Source organism: uncultured Thalassospira sp., assembly GCF_963976115.1.
Lineage (GTDB): Bacteria > Pseudomonadota > Alphaproteobacteria > Rhodospirillales > Thalassospiraceae > Thalassospira.
This window is the reverse complement of the sequence record NZ_CAXBJJ010000007.1, coordinates 241844-265305: the sequence shown is the minus strand read 5'-3', so window position 1 is coordinate 265305 and position 23462 is coordinate 241844. Positions and strand designations below refer to the sequence as shown.

Here is a 23462-nt window from a genome sequence, read left to right as displayed (position 1 = left end):
CAAAGGTTCATCCCCCGTGATGCCGCCCAAAACCCCTTTCACTGCCCCGATCTGGCCAAGATTTTGTGGTGTGCTACTGCAAGCGCAAAGGACAGCAGTCATTGCGAAAGCGGCGGCGATCCGCCATGATGGCTTGCCCGCCGACTTTTCGACTGGCACGGATGAACGAACATACGGAACGCACATTTTGCTTAGACGCATTTTAACACTCACTGCTATTTTCCTTGTTGCCTTGCCGAGCGTGGTTTTCGCCCAAGGCCGTTCATTTATCCGTGACACGGAAATCGAAGAAACCCTTCGTCTCTATGCCACGCCCCTGTTCAAGGCCGCCGGTCTCGATCCACAGGCTGTATCGGTTTACATCGTTTCCGATAACAGCCTCAATGCGTTCGTTGCTGGCGGGCAGAAACTTTTTATCAATACCGGGCTTCTGTTGAAAGCAGATACTCCCGAACAGGTGATGGGTGTTATCGCGCACGAAACCGGCCACATCGCCGGGGGCCACCTTTCACGGGTGCAAGACCAGTTGCGAAATGCGTCGGCAATTTCAATTTTGTCAACCGTTCTGGGGGTTGCCGCCGGGGTCGCGACAGGGCGTGCCGATGTGGGCACCGCCGCAGTCATTGGTGGACAAAACATCGCCCAGCGTAATTTTCTGGCCTATTCGCGGACCCAGGAAAGCAGTGCCGACCAGGCGGGCGTTAAATTCCTGACCGAGGCCGGTATTTCGGCGCGCGGCATGAGAAACTTCATGGAAAAACTTGAAGGGCAGGAATTGCTAAGTACGGCCAGCCAGGACCCGTATCTGCGCAGTCACCCGCTAACCCAGGAACGTGTCGAGTTTCTCGAAAACTTCGTTGCCAATTCGCCGCTAAAGGATGCCAAGGTTTCACCCGCCCTTTACGAACGCCATGCCCGTATGCAAGCCAAACTGTATGCCTTCACCAACAGCTTGCAATATACCCTGCGCAAATATCCCCCATCCGATACCAGTATCGCCGCACGATATGCCCGTGCCATTGGCTATTATCGCGACTCGCAATTGGACCCCGCACTCGAACGCATCAACGCCCTGATCGCCGATGAACCGCAAAACCCGTATTTCGAGGAACTTAAAGGCCAGATCTTGCTGGAATTTGGCAAGGCCGCCGATGCGATTGCCCCCTTGCACAAGGCTGTTGACCAGTCTGGCGGCAATGCCCCGCTGATCCGTATTTTACTGGCCCATGCTGAACTTGAATCCAATGACCCCGGCATGCTGCAAGATGCCCGGGAAAACCTGCTGGCTGCCCTGTCAAAGGAACGCGATAACGCATCCGCCTGGCGTTTTCGCGCCATTACCGAGTCCCGGCTGAACAATCCGGGTGAGGCATCCCTGGCCCAATCGGAATACAGCCTTTTGACCGGAGATCGCAGTGCGGCGCGCTATCATGCCGTGCAGGCGGACCGAACGCTCGCCAATGGCACCCCCGCGTGGCAACGCGCGCAAGATATTTTGCGCGCCACCCAGCCCGACGATAAAAAGTAAATAACCCGCCATCCCTCGGTCAGGCCCCCGGAGATGCCCGACAAAACCGACGGTAGAGAACGTAGGCTGAAAGCAGAGCTGTGCCATTTAAAATTGCTGTTTTAAACAAACCTGCAAATGCACGCAGGCCTATGAAAGCCCCTTTGTCAGAATTTGATCCCCGTTTGCGCCGGTCACAGACGTGGCTGGCCCTAATGGCCACAATGTTTATATCCGCCTGTAGCCTGCCCGGTGCCGGCGTCAATGCGGATGGCGGGTTAAAGCTGTTATATGCCCCCTTTGCCCTGCAAAACACCAAACTGCCTGAATACTGGTTATATGTAACGCCACAAAGCGACACCCCCCAGGCGAACCAGCGACAAGATGCCGTCCAAACCACTGCGTCATCGCCGCCCCCTTCCCTGTTCTGGGACGATGTTGATGGCAAAATCGCCTTGGGTATTTCGGCCTATGGCACGCAGGGCAATGCCATCGAGCTGGGGCGTCGCACCAATATTGCCATTTTAGGAACGCCGTTTTTGTCGTTTGACTGGCAATTACAAAAGGGTGCGCAGCCGGGTGACGCCACATTAATACTGGGTTTTCGCAACCAGAATACCGATAGCTGGACCGAAACCGACTTTGGCATTGGCCTGCCCGGTGTCGATTATGTTTTGCAAATCCCGATTGGGGGCGCACCAGAGACTGTGGCGTCTGTGACACCGTCTTCACAGGGATCAGCGCAGCACCCGACATTTTGGCAGACCGACTATCTGGACCTGGCAACCCTGCACCGGCATTATTGGCCCAAAGCCGATCCCGCCGGGGTCAAACTGGTGTGGATTGGCATTGCATCGCGCCCGCAGCACAATCGTGCCCGTGCTGCTGTGACCTACCTCTCGCATATTTTACTTTCCCGCTAGGGCAAGTGTCCCGTATCAAGGATACAATCAAGGATACGTTGGCCATTTTGCCGGATCGCAGACAAAGGAATTTTGATGACTTTGCATATTTTGAAAAAAGCTGCGGGTTGTGCCGCAATCGCACTGCCGCTGGCGATGATGACCCTATCCCCAGCCCGTGCCGACGACGCCCCCCTGTCACCGGCACAGCAAAAACAGGTCGAAAGCATGATCGAAGGGTATCTGTTAAAACACCCCGATATCCTGATGAAAGCCATTCAAAATGTGCAAACCTGGCAAATGAGCGAACAATCCCGCCGCCAGGAAGAAGCCATCGCCCCGGTATGGAATGCCCTTGCCAGCAAAGACTCGGCAGCGCCCTCGGTCGGGGCGGCCAATGCCCCGGTAACCGTGGTCGAATTTTTTGATTATCAGTGTGGCTATTGCAAACGCGCCTTTGACGATGTGATGGCAATGGCCGACGACGACACCCAAAAAATTCGGACTGTTTTCCTGGAACTGCCGATTCTGTCCGAGGAATCGGTTGTGGCGGCGCGCGCCGCCCTTGCCGCCCAAAAACAGGGAAAATACCTGGAACTGCATCGGGCAATGATGGGCAGCCGCGGCAAATTAACCAATGATCGCATCGACGAATTGGCCGCCGGCGCAGGCGTTGACGTTGCACAAATGCGCAAGGATATGGACAGCGATGATGTCCGAAAAGAACTGTCGCGCAATAGCGCAATGGCCAAATCGATCGGCATCAATGGCACGCCTGCCTTCCTGATCAACGGAACGCTTGTACCCGGTGCCGATATGGAACGGGTTAAATCGCTGGTCGATGCCGGTTTGGCAAAGGATTCCTGATCCGCCGCCATAAACCGCATATGCAGTTTTTTGGTTGTCCTTTCAGAACAAAATAACAAGGCCCGTTTCGATTTCAAAACGGGCCTTGTTTTATAACGAATTTCTTAAAGCACATTTCCTTTAATATGACCCATTTTGCCAGCTCAGTCTGCCGCCTGGCAAGGAGAAGTCCGCAGGGCGTAATGGGTTTACGGACAAGGATTTCGACGCGGCCAGGCGGCAGACTGCGCTGGCCCACAGGGTTTGATTTTGGCGGTGTTTGGCGGCGTTACACCGCTCGCCCGATGCGCCGCATCGCGCAGCGCGCTGTGCCTTGCCAAACGACACGCCAAAAACAAACAAAATGGGTCATATTAAAGGAAAAGTGCTTTAGATGTCAGATAATACCGGCCAAGGGTGATGACGGGTCGGCATAGCTTTTGCGCGGCATCCGCCCGGCCAAAAAGGCTTCACGACCGGCAATAACCGCATGTTTCATCGCCCGCGCCATGCGGATCGGGTCTTTGGCCCCGGCGATGGCTGTGTTCATCAATACGCCATCACATCCCAGTTCCATGGCAAAGGCGGCTTCCGATGCCGTGCCAACACCGGCATCGACCAGCACCGGCACTGCGGCATTTTCCTTGATCAGGGCGATATTGACCGGGTTGATAATGCCCATGCCCGAGCCGATAAGCGACCCTAGCGGCATGATGGCAACACAACCCATATCTTCAAGAATTTTGGCCTGAATCGGATCATCGCTGCAATAAACCATCACCTCGAAGCCCTCGCCGATTAAAATTTCAGCCGCTTTCAGGGTTTCGGGCATATTGGGATACAGGGTTTTCTGATCCCCCAGCACTTCAAGCTTCACCAGGTTCCAGCCCCCGGCCTCACGCGCCAACCGCAAGGTCCGCATGGCATCATCGGCGGTAAAACACCCTGCGGTGTTGGGCAAATAGGTGTATTTTTTGGGATCAACATAATCCACCAGCATTGGCTGGCTGGGGTCGGTCACATTCACCCGGCGCACGGCCACCGTCACAATCTCGGCACCCGATTCTTCCAGCGCCAGGCGGGTTTCGTCAAAATCCTTGTATTTGCCGGTACCAACCAGCAAACGGGATTTAAACCTGCGCCCGGCAACCATAAAACTGTCATCACCGGCTGGCGCAAGGTCCGCCTGATCGGAACCGCCACCAATAAAATGAACAATTTCCAGCTTGTCGCCATCCCCAAGCGGGGTCGCGCCATAGGACGTTTTCGGAACAATCTCAAGATTGCGTTCAACGGCCACTTTGGTCGCGGTAATCTGCAACTGCTCAAGAAGATCCGCCACCGTGGTAGCGTTTTCGATTATACGGTCTTCACCATTGATCGTAAGGCGCATCTTTTTGCTAAAATCCCTAATCTTTGCCTGTTTGGGGGCAGTATGGTCAGGCCTGGGGGTGAAGGCAAGCCGGGATCGGCGGTTTTTGCCGTGCAAAACCGTCAAATCTGGCATCAAGCGATAAATTTGCAGCCATGCTGGCATATTTCATCGGTACGATATAAGGAATGCAGCGTTGCGTCATACTATCGTCGTGTTATAAACGCAGCACAAACTGTTGGGTATGTGAGACCGGATGACAAAACCCGTCTACATTTTAAATGGACCAAATCTTAATCTGCTGGGACAGCGTCAGCCCGAAATCTATGGTGCGACCACCCTGGAAGATATAAGGGTCTTGTGTGAACAGCATGCGGCGTCGATTGGCCTTCAAACCGCCTTTCATCAAAGCAATCACGAAGGCGTTCTGGTTGACCAGATACAGGAAGCCCGTGTAAAGGGGTGCGGCATCATTCTTAATGCTGCGGCCTATACGCACACGTCGGTCGCCATTCTTGATGCCTTGCTGGCATCAGACCTGCCGATCGTCGAGGTTCATCTGTCCAATATCCACCAGCGTGACACGTTCAGGCATCATTCCTTCGTCTCGAAGGCCGCAAAAGGCATGATCTGCGGTTTTGGTGCACAGGGTTATGTGCTGGCCCTTGACGCTCTGAAGCCCCTTATTGCCCCCTCATCATAAAAGATAGTCGAAATGAGCAAGTTCAACATCGATAATGACGCTATTCGCCAGCTTGCAGAATTGCTGGACGAAACCAACCTTACGGAAATTGAAGTTGCCGATGGCGACAACAAAATCCGCGTTGCCCGTCAGGGTGTAACCTATGCCGCATCGGCACCGATGGCCGCAACCGCCCCTGCGGGCGCACCGGCAACAGGCCCGGTGGCAAGCGATCTTTCAGCCCATCCGGGTTGCGTTAAATCGCCGATGGTCGGTGTGGTTTATTTTGCCCCTGAACCCGGTGCAGCCCCGTTTATCAGCACAGGTGCAACCGTGGCCGAAGGCCAGACCCTGATGCTGATTGAAGCCATGAAAACCTTCAATCCGATCCGCGCGCCCAAATCGGGTAAAATCAGCCAGATTATCGCAACCGACGGCAACCCCGTCGAATATGACGAGCCGCTGGTCATCATTGAATAAGCCGGGGTCATAACCGCAATGTTCGAAAAAATCCTGATTGCCAACCGAGGCGAGATCGCGCTGCGAATTCAGCGGGCCTGCCGCGAAATGGGCATCAAAACCGTCGCGGTGCATTCCACCGCCGACGCCGACGCCATGCATGTGCGTTTGGCTGACGAAGCGGTTTGCATCGGCCCGGCAGCTTCGCGCGACAGCTATCTGAATATTCCGGCCATTCTTTCGGCTGCCGAAATTACCGGCGCCGAAGCGATCCACCCGGGATACGGATTTTTGTCCGAGAATGCCGACTTCGCCGCCATGGTCGAAGAACACGGCTTTGCCTTTATCGGCCCCAGCCCGGAACATATCCGGATGATGGGCGACAAAATCACCGCCAAACAAACCGTCGAAAAACTCGGCATTCCTGTTGTGCCGGGGTCCGACGGCGAAATCACGACCGTTGACGAGGCAAAAAAATGTGCCGCAAGCATCGGCTATCCGATCCTGATCAAGGCATCGGGCGGCGGCGGTGGCCGGGGCATGAAGGTTGTTGAACGCGACGAAGATCTGGCCGAAGCCTTTTCCATGACACGCAAGGAAGCCATGCAAAACTTCGGCAATGCCGCCGTTTACATGGAAAAATACCTTGGCAAACCGCGTCATATTGAATTGCAGGTCATTGGCGACACCCACGGCAACGCCGTGCATCTTTTTGAACGCGACTGTTCATTGCAGCGGCGCCATCAAAAAGTAATGGAAGAAGCCCCCTCGCCAACCCTGACCGCCGAAGAACGCGACCGGATTGGGACCGTGGTGGCCAATGCCATGCGCGATATGGGCTATCGCAATGCCGGCACCATCGAGTTCCTGTATGAAAATGGCGAGTTCTATTTCATTGAAATGAACACCCGCTTGCAGGTGGAACACCCGGTAACCGAAGCCATTTCGGGCGTTGATCTGGTGCGCGAACAAATTCGTGTTGCTGCCGGTATGGAATTATCCTTTACCCAGGATGATATCGAAATTAATGGCCATGCCATTGAATGCCGCATCAATGCCGAAGACCCGGAAACATTTGTGCCGTCTCCGGGAAAAATTACCGAATATCACGCCCCTGGCGGCCTTGGCGTGCGCGTTGATAGCGGCATTTATACCGGTTATTCCATTCCGCCTTATTATGACAGCATGATCGCAAAGCTGATTGTGCATGGGCGCGACCGGCAGGAATGCATGATGCGATTGCGCCGCGCCTTGGCTGAATACGCCATTGGGGGCATTAAAACCACCATTCCTCTGCATCAGAAATTGCTGGAAAACCCTGATATTCAAGCCGGAGACTACGACATCCACTGGCTTGAAAAATTCATGGGCATGAAAAAGTAATAAAAACCGGGGGCCAATTGGTCCCCGGTTTTTTATTATAAGTGTAAATCTTGTGGTGGCCTTCCACCAATCAATCGATCAGGTTGGAGAAGCATTATTGATCAGCTCAGAATCCGGCTGAACAGGTTCCTGAATAAACACATCAGGTTGCGAGGTTGACGGCTGCTCAACCGGATTTTGATTAGTCGTCGTCTGCTGCCCCACCAATATCGAGTTCATTTGAGACGCATTACTCGGGTTGCTACCGCTTAAATTCGGGTTGGAGCTCGCCTGATTAATCGTCGAAGTTACCTGCTGCGCAGCAGTCGGCGAGGCCGCCATAACAGCGGGATTATTAACAGTCGTATATGAATTCGTCGCAACCTGAACACTTGCTGCAGGATTAGCCTGATAAACGACCGGGACCGTTGCAACCTGAACCGCCTGAACAGCGACGGCAGCGGCCTGCTGAGGCGCAACAAGTATCACCGCCGGGTTGACAACGATACGTGCCGCAATCGCGGCAACATTGTTGGCAGCAGCCGGAGCAGAATTTTGAACCGAACCGCTGCTAACAATATTAACAGCCGCCTGCGCCGCAGAAACGGCAGCCTGGGGGTTGGTTGCAATCATGCTCTCGGCAAAGCTGGCCGTTTGAGCCGCCAGATTTGCTGCCAAAGTAGGATTACCCGCACTTAAAGTATTTATTGCAGCAATAATGGCATTACTATTGCCCGACAAAATGGCAGCACGCAATGCAGGTGGAACCTGCGCGGTTACCGGCGCGATCTGCGCCTGCGCCGGGGTTGGTCGATACGTCCCAACAAACGCCGACGCAACCAGAACGGCAATACCGAACGACTGCAAAACTCTCATAGTGCCCCCTCAATATAAAAAGATAATTTAACGTCATGATACGCTTAAATCGAAAAACGAACAATCTGAAATAAAAAAACGGATGCTTACTTTCTATCTGAACCGACAATGCTGGAGCTTATAAGGGTTTCGGCTTACCGGCCCCAATACCCTGTCACCAACGATCCTTGTTTAAAATCTCACCCCGCGTCAAACACACCGCCTGTACAGATATAGATCGACCTTGCGCTTGTTACGGTAAGCTAGATACACATATGAAAATATACGACTGGCAGGATAAGCCTGCCCGCGAAATCAGGATAAGCGATCATTACGGCGATCATGTCTAATCATCTGACAGCAGAACTTTTGATCCGCGCCTATTCTGTGGGGTTGTTTCCCATGGCTGAAAGCCACGATGACCCGACCCTGTACTGGATCGACCCGGAATGGCGCGGGATTATTCCGCTAGACGGCTTTCATGTGCCGCGCAGCCTGCGCAAGGTTGTACGGCGCGGCGAATTCACCATTCGCGTCGATGGCAATTTTCCCGGCACCATAGCCGCCTGTGCGGCAACAACAGACAGCCGCGAAGAAACATGGATCAATGCCAGCATCCGCGAGGCCTATTGCCATCTGCATGAAATGGGGTGTGCCCATTCGGTCGAGGCGTGGAAAGATGGTGAACTGGTTGGCGGATTATATGGGGTTAGCCTGGGCCAGGCCTTTTTTGGCGAAAGCATGTTTTCGCGTGCAACCAACGCCTCCAAGGTTGCCCTGGTCCATCTGGTCGCCTTGATGCGGCAAGGAGGCTATCGCCTGCTTGATACCCAGTTTGTCAACGATCATTTAAAACAGTTCGGCGTGATTGAAATATCACGCGAAAAATACCGTACCAAACTGGCCAAGGCGCTCACCGGGCGCGCCTGCCTGCCTTTTGAGGCCGATGACGGTGCCATTGAAGCGGTTTTGTGCCAAAAACCATACCCGTAAAACAGGCCGCCTTGCTGACAAAAGCAAAAGGCGGCACCCTTTGGCACCGCCTTTATAAAATCGGCGTTTCTCAGAACAGGAAACGCACCCGCAGGGTGCCATTAATGGCTTCGAGTTCCTTGCGAATGCCAAGACCCGGTTTGATTTCGTCGTCGACTTCGACCACGACATACCCGACACCGCCCTCGGAGCGCAGATACTGCCCGGAAATGTTCATGCCACGGGTGGCAAACACATCGTTGATTTTCGACAGAACACCGGGAACGTTGCGGTGAATATGCATGAAACGGGTATGCTTGCGGTTTTTAACCGGCAAGGCCACCTCGGGGAAGTTCACCGCCCCAAGGGTCGATCCGTTATCGGAATAGGTAATCAGCTTGTCGGCCACTTCGATGCCGATATTTTCCTGCGCTTCCTGGGTTGAACCGCCAATATGCGGGGTCAGGATCACGTTGGACATACCACGAAGCGGGCTTTCAAACTGTTCATCCTTACCAGCCGGTTCAACCGGGAACACGTCAATCGCAGCACCGGCCAAATGGCCGCTTTCAAGGGCGGCGGCCAGATCTTCGATCACGACAACATTACCTCGTGCCGCATTGATGAAATGGGCACCGGGCTTCATTTTGCCCAGTTCGACCGATGTGATCATGTTTTTGGTCTGCTCGGTCGCCGGAACATGCAGCGAGACGACATCGGCACGGGCCAAAAGGTCGTCCATGCTGACACATGACGTGGCATTGCCCATCGCCAGCTTGTTGATCACGTCATAATAAATAACATTCATGCCCAGCGATTCAGCCAGCACCGAAAGTTGCGACCCGATATGCCCGTAACCGATAATGCCCAGCGTTTTACCGCGCGCCTCGAACGACCCTTTGGCATTTTTCAGCCAGCCACCGGCATGGGCCGACGCATTGCGTTGCGGAATACCGCGCATCAACATAATGATTTGTCCCAGTACCAGTTCGGCCACCGAACGGGTATTGGAATAAGGGGCGTTAAACACCGGAATACCGCGCATGGCAGCCGCCGTCAGATCGACCTGGTTGGTACCGATACAAAAACAGCCAATCGATGTCAGTTTCGGAGCGGCATCAATAATTTCCTCGGTCAGTTTGGTGCGGGATCGTATGCCAAGAAAATGCGCCTCGGAGACGACAGATTTCAGTTCGTCAGCGTCAAGAGCAGCGGGATACAGGTCGACATTGGAATAACCGGCCTCCCGAAACATTTTAACAGCATTTTCATGGATACCTTCGAGCAGAACAATTTTGATTTTGTCCTTCTCCAACGAAAGCTTGCTGATCACGGCGTACCATCCTTTTCTTCGAAGAATATGCTGGGGTTTTTCCCAAGCCGTTCATGAAATAGGACCAACTTGCCGCGACGTCAAAGGCTTTCCCTTGCACATATACGCATTGCGCCTATCTTTTGAACGCATATACCGGGTTATGCGTAGGTATTTTCGCCGTCCTGCCTGCTGTCTGCCAATGGGGAAAAAACTTGTCAATCGAATTGAAAACCGCCACCGATATCCATCAGATCGGCGCCGACGCATGGGATGCCTGTGCCGGTTCGGTCAACCCGTTTGTCCGTTTTGCTTTTCTGTCGGCGATGGAAGACAGCAAATCGGCCCATGCCGATACCGGCTGGCAACCGTTTCATATTATCTGCACCGATGATGACGGCACCATTGTCGGCGTCGCCCCGCTTTATGTCAAAGGGCATTCCTATGGCGAATATGTGTTTGACTGGGCCTGGGCCGATGCCTTTCAGCGTGCCGGGGGCAAATATTATCCCAAACTGCAATCGGCGGTGCCGTTTTCACCGGTACCCGGCCCGCGCCTTTTGGTACGGGCCGACCACCCGGCGCCCAACGATATTCGCAAGGCCCTGGCACAAGGCCTTGCCGCCCTGCCCGCGCAACTGGGTCTTTCGGGTGTACATGTGACCTTTTGCAGCGAAGATGAAAGCAAGATCATGGCAGAAAACGGTTTTCTGCCCCGTGTTGGCATTCAATATCACTGGAAAAACCGGGGATATGACAGCTTTGACGATTTTCTGGGCGTGCTCAATTCGCGCAAGCGCAAAAACATTCGCAAGGAACGCCGACAGGTTATCGAGGCAGGTTACAGTTTTAGCGCTCTGTCGGGCGATGATTTAAAACCATGGCACTGGGATCGCTTTTTTGAATTTTACCGCGATACAACCGATCGCAAATGGGGCGAAGCCTATTTAACCCGCGAGTTCTTCGAGCTGATCCATGACCGCTTGCGTGACAATGTGGTTCTGGTCACCGCATCACGCGATGGCGATATTGTTGCCGGTGCGCTTAATATGCTGGGCGAAAAAACCCTGTATGGGCGCAACTGGGGCAGCAGTGACAGAACGCCGATGCTGCATTTCGAAACCTGTTATTATCAGGCGATCGACCTTGCGATTGAACGCAAACTTGAAACCGTTGAAGCCGGGGCCCAGGGCGAACACAAAATCCAGCGTGGCTATGAACCGGTGCTGACCCATTCGGCCCATTTTCTGCGCCATGAAGGCCTGCGCGCCGCCATCACCCAATTTCTGGAGCACGAGCGTGCGGGCATTGAAGATGACAGCCTGTTCATCAAACAAGAACACAGCCCCTATCGCCAGGGCACTTAAAAAAAGCAGGGGCCGGAGCATTCATTGCTCCGACCCCTTTATATCAAATCGTGTTTAAACCTTGCGAACTTCTTTCAAGAATCCATGCACATGTGACAGCAACTGATCATTGGCGGCAGACAGACGCCCCACACAGCCAAGCTGCCCGCTTGAAAGCTCGCCGCTTTCTGTTGCAGTTCGTGCCACACTGTTAACCGCATGATTAATTTGCTGGTTACCCGTGGCAACACCATCAACACTACGCGAAATTTCGTGGGTTGCAGCCCCCTGCTCTTCAACCGCGCTGGCAACAACAGCCATCAGACCTTGAATATTCCTGATAATGTCTGCGAAATTCCGCACAGCGGCGGCTGCGGCACCGGTTTCAGTCTGCATTTCGGTAATTTTTGCCGTGATCTGTTCGGTCGCACGTGCCGTCTGTGCCGCCAGATTTTTCACTTCACCAGCAACCACAGCAAACCCTTTGCCAGCTTCACCCGCACGCGCCGATTCAATCGTCGCGTTCAGCGCCAACAGGTTGGTCTGGCTGGCAATATCACTGATCAGGTTAACAACTTCTCCAACACTTTGGGCTGCTTCATTCAGTTGCATCACCCGCTCATTGGTTTGTGCCGTGTCACGCACCGCTTGTTGCGCTATGTCGGTAACCTGCGAAATCTGATGGGAAATTTCATTAATCGAAGATGAAAGTTCCGAGGTCGCAGTAGCCACCGTTTCAATATTTGCGGTCGATTGCTCGGCCTGTTCTGCAACGCTTCGGGCATCTTCAGTGGCGCGGGCGGAATGGCTTGAAAGTTGCTCCGAGGCCCCACGCACTTCGCCAAGTGCCATTGTCACGGTATTTAAAACATCGTTGATCTGACGATCAAACTGGTCTGAAAGCTGCCCCATACGACGGCTGCGTTCAAGCTGACGCTGCGCTTCAACCCGTTCCTGCTCAGACAAACGCAAGCGTTCGGCTGCATTCTCGCGAAAGACTTGCAAAGCACGCGACATGGCACCAACTTCGTCGGTACGTTTCATCTGAACGATTTGAACATTCACGTCGCCATCGGCAAGTTTGCTCATCGCAGCCGTCATATCGCGGATCGGTGTCGCAATCATTCGTGACAGCACCGTTGCAAACAATATGGCAATTCCCACCAGCACAACCACCCCAACAGCCAACGTCACTGTAAACGCCGTCATGGCTTCATTACGGGCCTGCTCAAGCGCATCTCGAGAACGGTCAATATACGCACCAAGCTGACTGGCCGCGTCACCTGCCTTAACAGCCAGGGCCCGCGGCTCGCCAGATGCCTCAATGGCACGGGCATGGTTAACCGTAAGATACTGGCGCATCAGATGCGCCTGACGATCGGCAATTTCTTTCCAACCGGCAATTGCCGTTTCCATCTCTGTCGCCAGCCGACGAATTTCGGCATCATTGGCAGCAGCTTCCAGCAATTGGGCAACATTGCTATCGGCAAGGTCAGACGCTTCGTGATAGGCGCTCAACCCACGACGATCGCCCGTCATCAAAAAATAGGTCATTTCCTGCCGGGCGGTACGATAAGCGCGGTCAACATTATTGAATGTTCCTTCAATAGCGTTGAGCCGCACGCTGCTTTCACTGGCATTTTGCACCAGCCGCATCGCATAAAGACCAGATCCCCCAACACACAGAATGACGGCAACAATAACCGCAAAACATGCGGCAAGTTTGGTTGGGATAAGCATGTTTTTTATCGACATCATGATACTTGATCCCTTAAAGGCCCTTACGGCGCGCAAGTTCAGTGAGATTGATTTCGACAGTAACAGCCCCAATCGGCTTACCGGTGCCATCTGACAACGTCATATTGAGCTGCGAACGCCAGTTATCTGTGTCTTCATTATATTCCGCTTCATCAATGAAAACGGCGGCGGCACCCAAGGGATATGTCTTTTGAAATTTGGCTTCGTCACCCTGCCAGAAATCGGATGTAATCGAGCTTTGCCCCACATTTAGGCCTTTGGCGTCCATGACGAAAATTTCACTATACAAACCAACGGATCGTGCCTGAATTTGCGTCAAATAGCCCGATAGCGGATTGGTCATGACGGCGGCGACAAGTGGTTGATCATCAGCGTCACGTTCAGCCCGCCATGCCTTGTCAGCAGTATCTATATCTGCCTGCGACATATTCCGGTTATGACGATTTTGCGCATTCACCGATATTTCGACAACCGGGTTGGTTAGCCATTCGCGCGCACCTTCAATAACTTGCGCATCAATCAGTTTATCAGGAGCAGCCGGAGCGGCCTGTTCTGCCGATGCCATTCCAGGCATCATCAAAGATGAAAAGCCTGCAGCAATAATGACCCATTGAAATTTGTGAAACCGCCTCATCTGTTGTCCTTTGCCATTCTACAGCGCGCCTAGACTCTTACAGTTTGGGTGCGCGCACTCATATTACACGGCAATTGATAAAATAATTACCGTTAGGTATAGGTAAAATCTATACCAACAGCTATGTGCGAAAATATCCTAATTTGGGGAGTGAGGTTCCTGGGGGACGTTTTTTGTGCTACCGTGCCATTGATCAGGCAAGAAAAAAGCGGCGATACGAGATCGCCGCTAAGTTTTGGTTGGGACACGAGCAAACTGCAGAAGATTACGTTGCTCCAGGCGCACCGTAGCGCGCCCCTGCACAGAACAACTGTCCGCTACATGCTATGCAGATAGCGTGCCAGTTTTTGAAATAGAAAATTTCGCAGGTTTGCGCGGTATATAGTCGTAATACTTTCGGGGTATAGCGCCAAATTTCGCACAATGCGAATTATGTTTTGCAAATTGCGAAATTAATCTTTTCAATTTGCGAATTGACCATTTTAATCGCCCGTCTGGCGCGATGGCACCCCAACCCAAGGCACGCCTAAGCAGCATTCTCTCAACAATTACAGCTTTTGAAATTAATTTGCATTTTGAAGATATCGAAATGCCGACAGCACCAAACGAACACGTATAGGCACTACACATAAGAAATAGACGCCCCATTCAATCAGGCAGCAGCACTGCCAAATCCGACGGGAACTTAGCGGAATCTCTTCTTTTTGCCGGTGGAAGGTTTTTTGCCAAAATCCAAAAGGGTCGGCGCATGTTGAATAATTTCCTCCAGGATATCCCGGGCCATATCCAGATCATCCTGGGCACCTTGATCCAGATCGCTTTTATAGCGCGGATCTGACATCATTTTTTCGGCTTCAAACAGCGTCCGAAGTTCACTTTGGAACAGTTCGCGCGACCCAAGCGGCAAGAATGCTTTTGCACTCATCACAAAAAAGAACTTAAGACTGGTTTTAATCACCAACCGCAACATAAGAACCTGCAATTTGTGAAACTGCAATTCCAAATCGTCCTTGCGGGGGTGGGCATCCAGGGCAGCAAGACGCTCTGACAGGATCAACGACAACGCCTTGAAATTATCAACCTGCTCGCGGAACGGACGGTAACGCGTGACATCCGTTGCATCCGCCATCGTCTCAAGCTCGTCGGCTATCGACACTAAAATACGGCTGCGCTTTTCCAGCTGCGACAGAAAATGCTCGACCTCTCTGGTTTTTTGTTTTTGTGCCGATGAATTCATAAACTGCGGAAATAATCCCTAATTGAAAATGCATCCGGCCCACTCGAAAGACCGGATGCATCACAAGATACTATGCTGGGTGCCGATAGCAAGCCTGAACCATACCGCCGATAAAATCAGCCAAAATCACTATTCGACCATCTCAGGATCACGGGTTTCACTTTGCCCCTCATGGTGATCAGGAAAACGGAATACAACACCGTTATCCTCAATATCAACCAGAACAGACCCGCCCTTTTCAAGTTTGCCAAACAGCAATTCTTCGGCCAACGGCTTTTTAACGTGCTCTTGGATAACCCGCCCCAGTGGACGCGCACCAAAGGCAGGGTCATAGCCACGCTCGGCAAGCCAGGCTCGCGCGGCTTCGGTCAGTTCAATCGACACATTACGATCCGCCAACTGCACTTCAAGCTGCAGAATAAACTTGTCGACCACCATCTTGACGACATCGGCCTGCAGATGGGTAAACGGAATGACGGCATCAAGACGATTACGGAATTCAGGACTGAAGGTCCGCTTGATGGCCTCCTCGTCCTCGCCGATACGCTGATCACGCATAAAGCCGATGGCAGGTTTTGCCATATCGGTTGCACCGGCATTGGTTGTCATCACCAACACGATATTACGGAAATCAACCATCTTGCCATTATTGTCGGTCAGCTTGCCGTGATCCATAACCTGCAACAAAATATTAAACAGGTCTGGGTGGGCCTTCTCAATTTCGTCAAGCAACACCACCGCGTGGGGGTGCTGATCAACAGCATCGGTTAAAAGCCCCCCCTGGTCAAAGCCAACATAGCCGGGAGGCGCACCAATCAGACGCGAAACGCTGTGGCGCTCCATATATTCCGACATGTCGAAGCGGATAAACTCGATCCCCATAACATTGGCCAACTGTTTGGTGACTTCAGTTTTGCCAACCCCGGTCGGCCCGGAAAACAGGTAAGAGCCAATTGGCTTTTCAGGCTCGCGCAAACCGGCACGGGCCAGCTTGATTGCACTTGAAAGGGCCTCAATCGCCTTATCCTGACCAAACACCACCGTTTTCAGGTCACGCTCAATATTCTGCAATGCCTTGCGGTCATCGCTCGATACCGATTTCGCCGGAATACGGGCAATTTTGGCAACAATTTCTTCCACGTCACGCTTGCTGATGGTGCGCTTGCGCTTGCTCGGTGCAACCAGCATCCGCGACGCGCCAACTTCGTCAATCACATCAATGGCGCTATCGGGGCGCTTGCGATCGTTAATGTAACGCGACGCCAGCTCAACCGCCGAACGAATGGCTTCGTTGGTATAGCGCACATGGTGATGTTCCTCGTAATAGGGTTTCAGCCCTTTGAGGATCTTGATGGTGTCTTCCAAAGATGGCTCATCAACATCAATTTTCTGAAAACGGCGCACAAGGGCACGGTCTTTTTCAAAATGACCCCGGAATTCCTTGTAGGTCGTCGAGCCGATACAGCGCAAAGCACCACTTGCGAGGGCTGGTTTCAACAGATTAGAGGCATCCATTGCCCCGCCCGATGTCGCACCCGCACCAATCACGGTATGAATTTCATCAATGAAGAGAACAGCATTATCGTGCTCTTCAAGTTCCTTGACCACGGCCTTAAGGCGTTCTTCAAAATCACCGCGATAGCGCGTGCCAGCCAGAAGCGACCCCATATCGAGGGCAAAAATTGTTGCCCCCAACAAAACTTCCGGCACATCGCCATCAACAATACGTTTGGCCAGCCCTTCGGCAATGGCAGTTTTACCCACACCCGGGTCGCCCACATAAAGCGGGTTATTTTTGGTACGACGGCACAAGACCTGAATGGTGCGGTCAATTTCGCTTTGGCGGCCAATCAGCGGGTCAATTTTGCCTTTTTGCGCCTTGGCATTCAAATTGACGCAATAAGCTGTTAGCGCCTCGCCGTCCTTGGCTGCAGCGCCAGGTTCGTCTGCATCGGGGGCCCCCGGGGCGCTCAGATCTTCTTCGGCACCCCGCGGAACGCGGCGTTCGTTTAGTTCAGGCGTTTTGGCAATGCCATGCGAAATATAGTTCACTGCATCAAGCCGGGTCATATCTTGCAATTGCAGATAATAGACCGCGTGGGATTCGCGCTCGGAAAACAGGGCAACAAGAACATTGGCACCGGTCACTTCTTCGCGACCAGAAGATTGTACATGAATGGCCGCCCGTTGAATGACACGCTGGAAACCGGCGGTCGGCTTGGGGTCAACCAGACGGGCGCTGATCAGGCCCGAAAGTTCGCTGTCGGCAAAGTCGCGCAATTCACTGCGCAGCCGCTCAACATCGACCCGGCAGGCTTTAAACACAGCAATCGCGTCCTGATCCTCGGTCAGCGATAACAGCAAATGTTCCAGCGTTGCATATTCGTGTCGCCGCTCGGATGCATATGCAAGCGCACGGTGAAGGCTTTCTTCCAGATTACGCGAGAGCATGTATGACTACTCCTTCTCTATCGTGCACTGCAACGGGTGCTGGTTCTGGCGTGCCAGGTCCATCACCTGATTGACCTTGGTTTCAGCGATTTCATAGGTAAACACACCACAAATCCCAACGCCCTTGCGATGAACCTGCAACATGATTGCCGTCGCCTCTTCACGTCCCTTGCCAAAGAACTGCTCCAGGACGAGAACGACAAATTCCATCGGCGTGTAGTCATCATTAAGCAACAACACCTTGTACATTGCCGGTTTTTTGGTTTTCGGCCGTGTCTTTGTTACCACTCCCGTGGTCGGGAGACCGTTGTCCTGATTGCCCTGATCACTCATAACCTGCTAACCGGAATCCTTTTGTTTGCACCTTGGAAAACATGATAGGTCAACATGGCTTTGTTTCAAAGCCCCGTAAACTCAGTCCACGAAATCATTGCTCGTTTACATGTCATGTAAGGTGCGAATGCTGTGGCGCAAGACGCAGGGATAAAACTTGCTTGCCCGCCATCAACACCAATTTGTGACTGCGACCACAGCACCCCGCCCGGAAAACACCGCCTGGGGTTTAAAACCAAAAAACGGGCGCGATCCACGACCGCGCCCGTCTAAATCAAATCGCCTTGCGACACCAAAAGGCAAAGGCACAACAGCACCACTTGCCTCTGCCAACAGGTTTTACAACCCGATCAGCCTGCCTGCTTGGTTTCCCAGCTTTTTCCCATCAGCGAAATACCATCGTTCCACATACCCAGCCAGATTTCCTGAATACGGGATTGTTCATCAAAACCGTCATCAATCAGCCGCTTGACGATGCGCCCATTAATTTCCTGCACATCTTCAATGCTTTCCACTTTGGCAAGGGCCTCAAAGTCGGACTGCGCAGCATCAAATTCACGCTGCATCCACGCCATCCATTCTTTGCCAAGCAGGCCACTGGATTCAGCTATTTTCGACGACGCCTGCATCACATCATCCCAATTGGAAAACTGCGACTGCAGCAAATCTTCACACTGACAGGCAAATTGTGAACCGGCATTGGAAAACACATCGCTCTGGTCAGCGACAACATCAACCATGCTGGCAAGGGCTTCGTTTGCGGCTTCCTGTGCCGATGTCACCAGTTCCGCAACATCGCCGGACTGCCAAACCTCAAAAAGCTGCGATACCGGAACCAACGGCAGCGGAATCCCGGTTTCCACTTTTTGTTCGATCTTGATCGTATCGTCGGCGGCTTTGTCATCGACACTGACCGCCACCTTCGCCACCGGCGCGACGATCTCGGGGGCCTTTGGTGCCGGTTCGGCTGCCTTGCTTGCGGCACTGCTAGCGGCTTTGGTAGCTGTACTGGCGGTGGTTTTAGCAGCTTCAGCCTGCTGGGCCGTTACCGGCTTCACAGTTTGCGCCGATTTTTTGACCGGCGCAGCCATAGTCTTGGCTGTGGTAGCCCCGGCAGATTTTTCTGCTGGTTTGCTGGCATCTGCTGCAGCGGCCCGTTGCGGGCGCGCAGTTTTCGATGCCGAAGACTTTGCAGGAGTCGCCCTGGCTTTGCTTACAGCGACCGTCGGCGCGGCCTCGCTGCTTGTTACACTACCAGAGGGCGTTTTTTGTGCTTCAGGCACGCCAGACGACACCGATGTTTTCGCAGATGCAGCACCGGCTTGCCCTGTTTTGACAGGTGAGTCAGAAGCCACTGCCGAAACAGTGCTTTTTTCGCTGGATACTGACGATTTCTCAGACTTTGCAGGCACCTTGTTCGGGGTCGTCACCATTGTGCCGTCCTCCATTTACGAGTTTCAGGATAGCCATATCGATGTTGCAATGCAGCAAAACTCTAGATGGAAATACAGAAAACGTCAAGGATACTTTCGTGAAATTGAATTCACAAAACACGACCGCCCGAAAAACTCTTTTAAAAACAAACGGGCTGGCAAAAGCCAACCCGTTTACACCATATTTTACTGAAGGGTATTTCCACGAACCGTGCGATAAAAATTACGGTCCTGAGAATCCCTGTGACTTCCTATCGTTGGATCCGGTACTTTTAGGGCATCCGGGTCAGGTACCGGTGGCAACGGATCAACCTGGCCAGAAACCTTTTCCAGAACGATCGGGAAATGCAGGTCCCTTAAATCATCATCGCCATTGGCCCAGGCGGCCAGGGTCATCTGCTTTTGTGAACATCCAAGTGCGACCCAGTAATAGTCCTCCGAATGCAAACGCAGTCCCTCGCGGCTCTGGGTGCCAAAACCATCCTGCTGGAGGGCGTCGGTCAATGTCAGATATTGCTGGCGTGTCAGGGTTTGGCGAGCCGGTTCGCCACTAAAGGCGCCCAGAGGCGAACGCACAGAAACATTCATTTCGCTGACATCGAGCGGGCCGAACATATGCGATACCAACATGAAATTGTCGGTGCCGGTTTGCGGCGTAATATCAAATGTCCGCACATCCTTATAATAATCAGCATTATAAACGATGCGAATCCGGCCTTCTGCTTCACCTGCCGAACAGGCAACTCTCAGGTCATCGGCATTTAAATATGAAAACCAGCTTGCCTTGCGAACAACCGGATTCGCAATGTCACTGGTGGCCGTATAGCTACAGCCACCCAGAATCGCAGCCGTGGCCAGCGCCGTTGCAAACTTAAGAAATGCGGGCCGCTTTGGTGCTACGTCATTGCGCGGTCTATGTATTTCTGTGGGCATTCCTACCTCTATTTTGACAGACTCGGTCACGGAGGATAAAGTTGCGTGCAATTGGGGCATCGGCAAGGCACATTGACCTGTCAGTATTGTTATTTCTGTTAAGCATTTTTTTAGTCGGGACTGGCATGCTGAGTTTAACCGTCTTGGGGATACTCGTTAACCGGACATTGTTTATGATTTCTCTGTTTCGCGTCGGCCCTGCCATGCCGACCAGACAACCAGACTCCGTTGACTTTTTGCCATCACGCATGACAGGCCGTCGGCTTTTATGTGTGCTGAGCATCTTTGTGTTCGCCTTGCTGGCTCTGTCCTTTGTCAGTGCACCAGCCAACGCGCGGACCTATACCGCCCTGATCATTGACGCCGAAAGCGGCCAGGTTCTGCACGAATATCGGGCAGACCAAAAAGTGTATCCGGCGTCACTGACGAAAATCATGACCCTTTACATGCTGTTTAGCGCCCTTGATAGCGGCAAGGTCACGCTGGCGACCCGCATGCCTGTTTCCAATCGGGCGTGGGGGCAGGCCCCGTCCAAGCTTGGCGTTCAGCCGGGCGATACCATTAGCGTTCAGGACGCGATCCTGGCACTTGTCACCAAATCAGCCAACGATGTTGCCGTTGTTATTGGTGAATATCTGGGGGGCAGCGAAACCAAATTTGCCCAGATGATGACAGCAACAGCCCGCAAGATCGGCATGAAAAGCACGACGTTTCGCAATGCATCGGGATTGCCGAATCGCGGGCAAATGACCACGGCACGCGACATGGTTCGCCTCGCCTTGCGGCTGCGCAATGATTTTGGCGACTATTACCACTTCTTTTCGACGCAGAAATTTACCTATGGCAACCGCACCTATGGCAACCATAACAATCTTCTCGCGTCCTATTATGGCACCGATGGGATCAAAACCGGCTTTATCAATGCTTCGGGCTTTAACCTGGTGGCCTCGGTAAAACGCGACGGCAAACGCCTGATCGGCGCGGTTTTTGGGGGTCGCACGGCACGGTCGCGCGACGATCAGATGAAAAAGCTGCTTGATAAAGCCTATGTCGAACTAAAAAAAGACGGCGAAATCATTCCGCCGCGGCCCCGCGTCAGCCCGCAGGATAAAATTCTACCTGCCGACACACAATTGCTGATCGCCAAGCTGAACAATGCGAACGAAGGCCAGATCCCCGGTCACATCGATACCGAGACAATCGTTACCCGCATCAAACCGACACAAGGTGGCTGGGGCATTCAGGTTGGTGCCTTTAGCGACCAGCGCCGGGCCCAGGAAGCAGTCCTGACAGCGGCCCGTACTGCGCCGGAAATCTTGCGCCTGACCCGTGCTGCCGTGGAACAGCAGGAATCAGATAGCGGTGTGGTTTATCGCGCCCGTCTGGTCGGCTTTGGTGCCGAGAAAGACGCGCGCAGCGCCTGTGCCGCCCTGCAACGCCAGAACATGGCCTGCATCCCGGTCGTCACACTCGACGATGCCGGGTAACAGAGCCGTTAAAACGCACAGAGATTTTCGATTCGGGCTGCCCTTTGGGTGGCCCCTTTCTTTTTATTGGTGAGCCCGGCATGGGTGCCCCAATAAAAACCCGAAGGTACGAAGACCTTCGGGTTTAATTTAACCAGTCAGATTTCAAACCCGCAAATCGCGATCAGTGTCCGCCGCCCGCAGCAAAAAAATCAGCGCTTTCCAGGCCGCTTTTTTGCAACTGGGATGCCACCTGCCCCTTAAGGCGTTCAAGCCCGGCATCATCTGCGGCCTCGCAACGGGCAACGATGGCAGGCTGGGTGTTAGAGGCACGCAGCAGCCACCAGCCATCTTCGGTTCGCACACGCACACCATCAATGCCATTAACTTCTGCACCTGTGTCGGCAAGCCGGGCACGTACTTCTTCGATCAGGGCAAATTTGCGATCATCGGGGCATTCAATGCGGGTTTCAGGGGTATTAACCGCAACCGGCATGGCATCGCGCCACATATCCAGGCTTTTGCCGCTTTGTACCAGAATGCGATACAGGCGAACCGCCGCATAGGTGGCATCATCATAGCCGTAATAACGTTCGGCAAAGAAAATATGGCCACTCATTTCGCCCGCGATCGGGGCCTTTTCCTCGATCATTTTGGTCTTGATCAGGGAATGCCCCGTTTTCCACATGATGGCTTTGCCACCCAATCGGGTTACTTCGTCAAACAATGTCTGGCTGGCTTTAACATCGGCGATAATCGCCCCGCCCGGCACACGTTCGAGAACATCCGCTGCATAAATCTGCAACAGCTGGTCGCCCCACAAAACACGGCCCTGGCCGTCAACCACGCCAATCCGGTCCCCGTCCCCGTCAAAGGCAACGCCCCAATCGGCATTGTATTTGGCAACGGCAGCTTTCAAATCAACCAGATTGGCTTCGACAGTCGGGTCCGGGTGGTGATTGGGGAACGTGCCGTCGATATCGTCAAACAACAAATGATGCGTACCGGGCAACTTCGCCGTCAGCCTGCGAACAACATCGCCAGAAGCACCGTTGCCGCAATCCCACACAATGGTCATCGGTTTGGCAACATTAATATCAAGTTCATCGACAAGCCGGTCGACATAGCGGTCTTCGATATCAATGTCATCCAGACCACCGGCACCACGTTCAAAATCACCCTGTTCGGCGATCCGACCCAGTTCCTGAATGGCTTCGCCAAATACCGATTTTCCGGCATTCAGCATTTTAAAGCCATTATAGTCAGGTGGATTGTGCGAACCGGTGACCATGATGCCAGCATCGGTTTTCTGGTTGTAAACCGTAAAATACAGCATCGGCGTTGGGCCTTGGCCAATGCGCAGCACATCGCACCCGGTCGTGCGAATGCCCTTGATCAGGGCATCGGCCAGATCGGGCGAGCTTAAACGACCATCGCGGCCAACGGCAACACGTGTGCCGCCGCTACGCCGAACCATTGTTCCGAACGCACGGCCCAGCGCGTGGGCGTCTTCTGGGTGAAGGGTTTTGCCAACAACACCGCGCACGTCATATTCGCGCAGCATCGACGGATCAAATTTATGGCCATCCGAAGCGGTCATAC

General features: G+C 53.2%; 21 protein-coding genes. 10 read left to right on the top strand and 11 right to left on the bottom strand.

Going from position 1 to position 23462, the window contains the following annotated elements; translation table 11 throughout:
• Nucleotides 1-187: 187 nt before the first annotated feature.
• From AAC086_RS11285 to AAC086_RS11275, 3 genes are all read left to right on the top strand, one after another.
• A complete protein-coding gene (locus AAC086_RS11285) occupies nt 188-1528 on the top strand; it encodes a M48 family metalloprotease (protein WP_339778769.1) in 1341 nt (446 codons plus the stop codon).
• Between the two features lie 194 nt (nt 1529-1722).
• Nucleotides 1723-2430 carry a hypothetical protein gene (locus tag AAC086_RS11280; protein WP_339778768.1) on the top strand — a complete coding sequence of 236 codons (708 nt, stop codon included), beginning with the start codon at nt 1723-1725 and terminating at the stop codon, nt 2428-2430.
• Nucleotides 2431-2505: 75 nt separating this feature from the next.
• Nucleotides 2506-3276 (top strand): DsbA family protein, encoded by a 771-nt coding sequence (locus tag AAC086_RS11275; protein ID WP_339778767.1) that lies wholly within the window; start codon nt 2506-2508, stop codon nt 3274-3276.
• Nucleotides 3277-3652: 376 nt separating this feature from the next.
• On the opposite strand, the gene thiS is transcribed toward AAC086_RS11275, so the two are convergent.
• Nucleotides 3653-4648 carry a sulfur carrier protein ThiS gene (thiS, locus tag AAC086_RS11270; protein WP_339778766.1) on the bottom strand — a complete coding sequence of 332 codons (996 nt, stop codon included), beginning with the start codon at nt 4646-4648 and terminating at the stop codon, nt 3653-3655.
• A 235-nt stretch (nt 4649-4883) separates the two neighbouring features.
• On the opposite strand from thiS, the gene aroQ reads away from it, so the two are divergent.
• Genes aroQ through accC form a run of 3 tightly spaced genes read left to right on the top strand, consistent with a single transcriptional unit; the run spans nt 4884 to nt 7151 of the window.
• Nucleotides 4884-5330 carry a type II 3-dehydroquinate dehydratase gene (aroQ, locus tag AAC086_RS11265; protein ID WP_339778765.1) on the top strand — a complete coding sequence of 149 codons (447 nt, stop codon included), beginning with the start codon at nt 4884-4886 and terminating at the stop codon, nt 5328-5330.
• Between the two features lie 12 nt (nt 5331-5342).
• Nucleotides 5343-5789, top strand: a complete 447-nt coding sequence (locus AAC086_RS11260) for an acetyl-CoA carboxylase biotin carboxyl carrier protein subunit (RefSeq protein ID WP_339778764.1) — start codon at nt 5343-5345, stop codon at nt 5787-5789.
• A gap of 18 nt (nt 5790-5807) precedes the next feature.
• Nucleotides 5808-7151, top strand: a complete 1344-nt coding sequence (accC, locus tag AAC086_RS11255; RefSeq protein ID WP_339778763.1) for an acetyl-CoA carboxylase biotin carboxylase subunit — start codon at nt 5808-5810, stop codon at nt 7149-7151.
• A 78-nt stretch (nt 7152-7229) separates the two neighbouring features.
• Here the strand turns inward: accC and AAC086_RS11250 are convergent, their stop codons facing one another.
• Entirely contained in the window at nt 7230-8006 is a 777-nt protein-coding gene (locus AAC086_RS11250) for a hypothetical protein (RefSeq protein ID WP_339778762.1), read from the bottom strand.
• Between the two features lie 321 nt (nt 8007-8327).
• Between AAC086_RS11250 and aat the strand changes: the two genes are divergently transcribed.
• Nucleotides 8328-8978: a leucyl/phenylalanyl-tRNA--protein transferase gene (gene aat / locus AAC086_RS11245; protein WP_339778761.1), complete on the top strand. Its 651-nt coding sequence runs from the start codon at nt 8328-8330 to the stop codon at nt 8976-8978.
• Nucleotides 8979-9048: 70 nt separating this feature from the next.
• Here aat and serA read toward each other — a convergent pair whose 3' ends face one another.
• The gene (gene serA, locus AAC086_RS11240; RefSeq protein WP_339778760.1) at nt 9049-10290 is read right to left on the bottom strand and encodes a phosphoglycerate dehydrogenase; all 1242 of its coding nucleotides are present in this window, start codon (nt 10288-10290) and stop codon (nt 9049-9051) included.
• A 194-nt stretch (nt 10291-10484) separates the two neighbouring features.
• On the opposite strand from serA, the gene AAC086_RS11235 reads away from it, so the two are divergent.
• Nucleotides 10485-11636, top strand: a complete 1152-nt coding sequence (locus AAC086_RS11235; RefSeq protein ID WP_339778759.1) for a GNAT family N-acetyltransferase — start codon at nt 10485-10487, stop codon at nt 11634-11636.
• 54 nt (nt 11637-11690) lie between these two features.
• Here the strand turns inward: AAC086_RS11235 and AAC086_RS11230 are convergent, their stop codons facing one another.
• The 6 genes from AAC086_RS11230 to AAC086_RS11205 all read right to left on the bottom strand — a co-directional run bounded on the left by AAC086_RS11230 (nt 11691) and on the right by AAC086_RS11205 (nt 19119).
• Nucleotides 11691-13373, bottom strand: coding sequence for a methyl-accepting chemotaxis protein (locus tag AAC086_RS11230; protein ID WP_339778758.1), 1683 nt, complete (start codon nt 13371-13373; stop codon nt 11691-11693).
• Between the two features lie 13 nt (nt 13374-13386).
• Entirely contained in the window at nt 13387-13938 is a 552-nt protein-coding gene (locus tag AAC086_RS11225) for a hypothetical protein (RefSeq protein ID WP_339778757.1), read from the bottom strand.
• 754 nt (nt 13939-14692) lie between these two features.
• Entirely contained in the window at nt 14693-15244 is a 552-nt protein-coding gene (locus AAC086_RS11220) for a hypothetical protein (protein ID WP_339778756.1), read from the bottom strand.
• A 129-nt stretch (nt 15245-15373) separates the two neighbouring features.
• Nucleotides 15374-17695, bottom strand: coding sequence for an ATP-dependent Clp protease ATP-binding subunit ClpA (clpA, locus tag AAC086_RS11215; RefSeq protein WP_339778755.1), 2322 nt, complete (start codon nt 17693-17695; stop codon nt 15374-15376).
• 6 nt (nt 17696-17701) lie between these two features.
• The gene (gene clpS / locus AAC086_RS11210) at nt 17702-18028 is read right to left on the bottom strand and encodes an ATP-dependent Clp protease adapter ClpS (RefSeq protein ID WP_339778754.1); all 327 of its coding nucleotides are present in this window, start codon (nt 18026-18028) and stop codon (nt 17702-17704) included.
• 350 nt (nt 18029-18378) lie between these two features.
• Nucleotides 18379-19119, bottom strand: a complete 741-nt coding sequence (locus AAC086_RS11205) for a phasin family protein (RefSeq protein ID WP_339778753.1) — start codon at nt 19117-19119, stop codon at nt 18379-18381.
• Between the two features lie 4 nt (nt 19120-19123).
• Here AAC086_RS11205 and AAC086_RS11200 point away from each other — a divergent pair, with 4 nt between their 5' ends.
• A complete protein-coding gene (locus AAC086_RS11200) occupies nt 19124-19654 on the top strand; it encodes a hypothetical protein (RefSeq protein WP_339778752.1) in 531 nt (176 codons plus the stop codon).
• On the opposite strand, the gene AAC086_RS11195 is transcribed toward AAC086_RS11200, so the two are convergent.
• Entirely contained in the window at nt 19648-20394 is a 747-nt protein-coding gene (locus AAC086_RS11195) for a hypothetical protein (RefSeq protein WP_339778751.1), read from the bottom strand. The genes AAC086_RS11200 and AAC086_RS11195 overlap by 7 nt on opposite strands.
• Nucleotides 20395-20567: 173 nt before the next feature.
• Between AAC086_RS11195 and AAC086_RS11190 the strand changes: the two genes are divergently transcribed.
• Nucleotides 20568-21881, top strand: a complete 1314-nt coding sequence (locus AAC086_RS11190; RefSeq protein WP_339778750.1) for a D-alanyl-D-alanine carboxypeptidase — start codon at nt 20568-20570, stop codon at nt 21879-21881.
• A 163-nt stretch (nt 21882-22044) separates the two neighbouring features.
• Here the strand turns inward: AAC086_RS11190 and AAC086_RS11185 are convergent, their stop codons facing one another.
• Nucleotides 22045-23460: a phosphomannomutase/phosphoglucomutase gene (locus tag AAC086_RS11185; protein ID WP_339778749.1), complete on the bottom strand. Its 1416-nt coding sequence runs from the start codon at nt 23458-23460 to the stop codon at nt 22045-22047.
• Nucleotides 23461-23462 lie beyond the last annotated feature (2 nt).

Coding starts and splice junctions, on each gene's coding strand:
- clpS (WP_339778754.1), bottom strand. CDS start 18,028: ATGAGTGATCAGGGCAATCAGGACAACGGTCTCCCGACCACGGGAGTG.
- thiS (WP_339778766.1), bottom strand. CDS start 4,648: ATGCGCCTTACGATCAATGGTGAAGACCGTATAATCGAAAACGCTACC.
- AAC086_RS11195 (WP_339778751.1), bottom strand. CDS start 20,394: ATGCCCACAGAAATACATAGACCGCGCAATGACGTAGCACCAAAGCGG.
- aat (WP_339778761.1), top strand. CDS start 8,328: ATGTCTAATCATCTGACAGCAGAACTTTTGATCCGCGCCTATTCTGTG.
- AAC086_RS11260 (WP_339778764.1), top strand. CDS start 5,343: ATGAGCAAGTTCAACATCGATAATGACGCTATTCGCCAGCTTGCAGAA.
- accC (WP_339778763.1), top strand. CDS start 5,808: ATGTTCGAAAAAATCCTGATTGCCAACCGAGGCGAGATCGCGCTGCGA.
- AAC086_RS11220 (WP_339778756.1), bottom strand. CDS start 15,244: ATGAATTCATCGGCACAAAAACAAAAAACCAGAGAGGTCGAGCATTTT.
- AAC086_RS11230 (WP_339778758.1), bottom strand. CDS start 13,373: ATGATGTCGATAAAAAACATGCTTATCCCAACCAAACTTGCCGCATGT.
- AAC086_RS11225 (WP_339778757.1), bottom strand. CDS start 13,938: ATGGCATCGGCAGAACAGGCCGCTCCGGCTGCTCCTGATAAACTGATT.
- aroQ (WP_339778765.1), top strand. CDS start 4,884: ATGACAAAACCCGTCTACATTTTAAATGGACCAAATCTTAATCTGCTG.
- AAC086_RS11275 (WP_339778767.1), top strand. CDS start 2,506: ATGACTTTGCATATTTTGAAAAAAGCTGCGGGTTGTGCCGCAATCGCA.
- AAC086_RS11185 (WP_339778749.1), bottom strand. CDS start 23,460: ATGACCGCTTCGGATGGCCATAAATTTGATCCGTCGATGCTGCGCGAA.
- AAC086_RS11250 (WP_339778762.1), bottom strand. CDS start 8,006: ATGAGAGTTTTGCAGTCGTTCGGTATTGCCGTTCTGGTTGCGTCGGCG.
- AAC086_RS11190 (WP_339778750.1), top strand. CDS start 20,568: ATGATTTCTCTGTTTCGCGTCGGCCCTGCCATGCCGACCAGACAACCA.
- AAC086_RS11280 (WP_339778768.1), top strand. CDS start 1,723: ATGGCCACAATGTTTATATCCGCCTGTAGCCTGCCCGGTGCCGGCGTC.
- AAC086_RS11205 (WP_339778753.1), bottom strand. CDS start 19,119: ATGGCTGCGCCGGTCAAAAAATCGGCGCAAACTGTGAAGCCGGTAACG.
- clpA (WP_339778755.1), bottom strand. CDS start 17,695: ATGCTCTCGCGTAATCTGGAAGAAAGCCTTCACCGTGCGCTTGCATAT.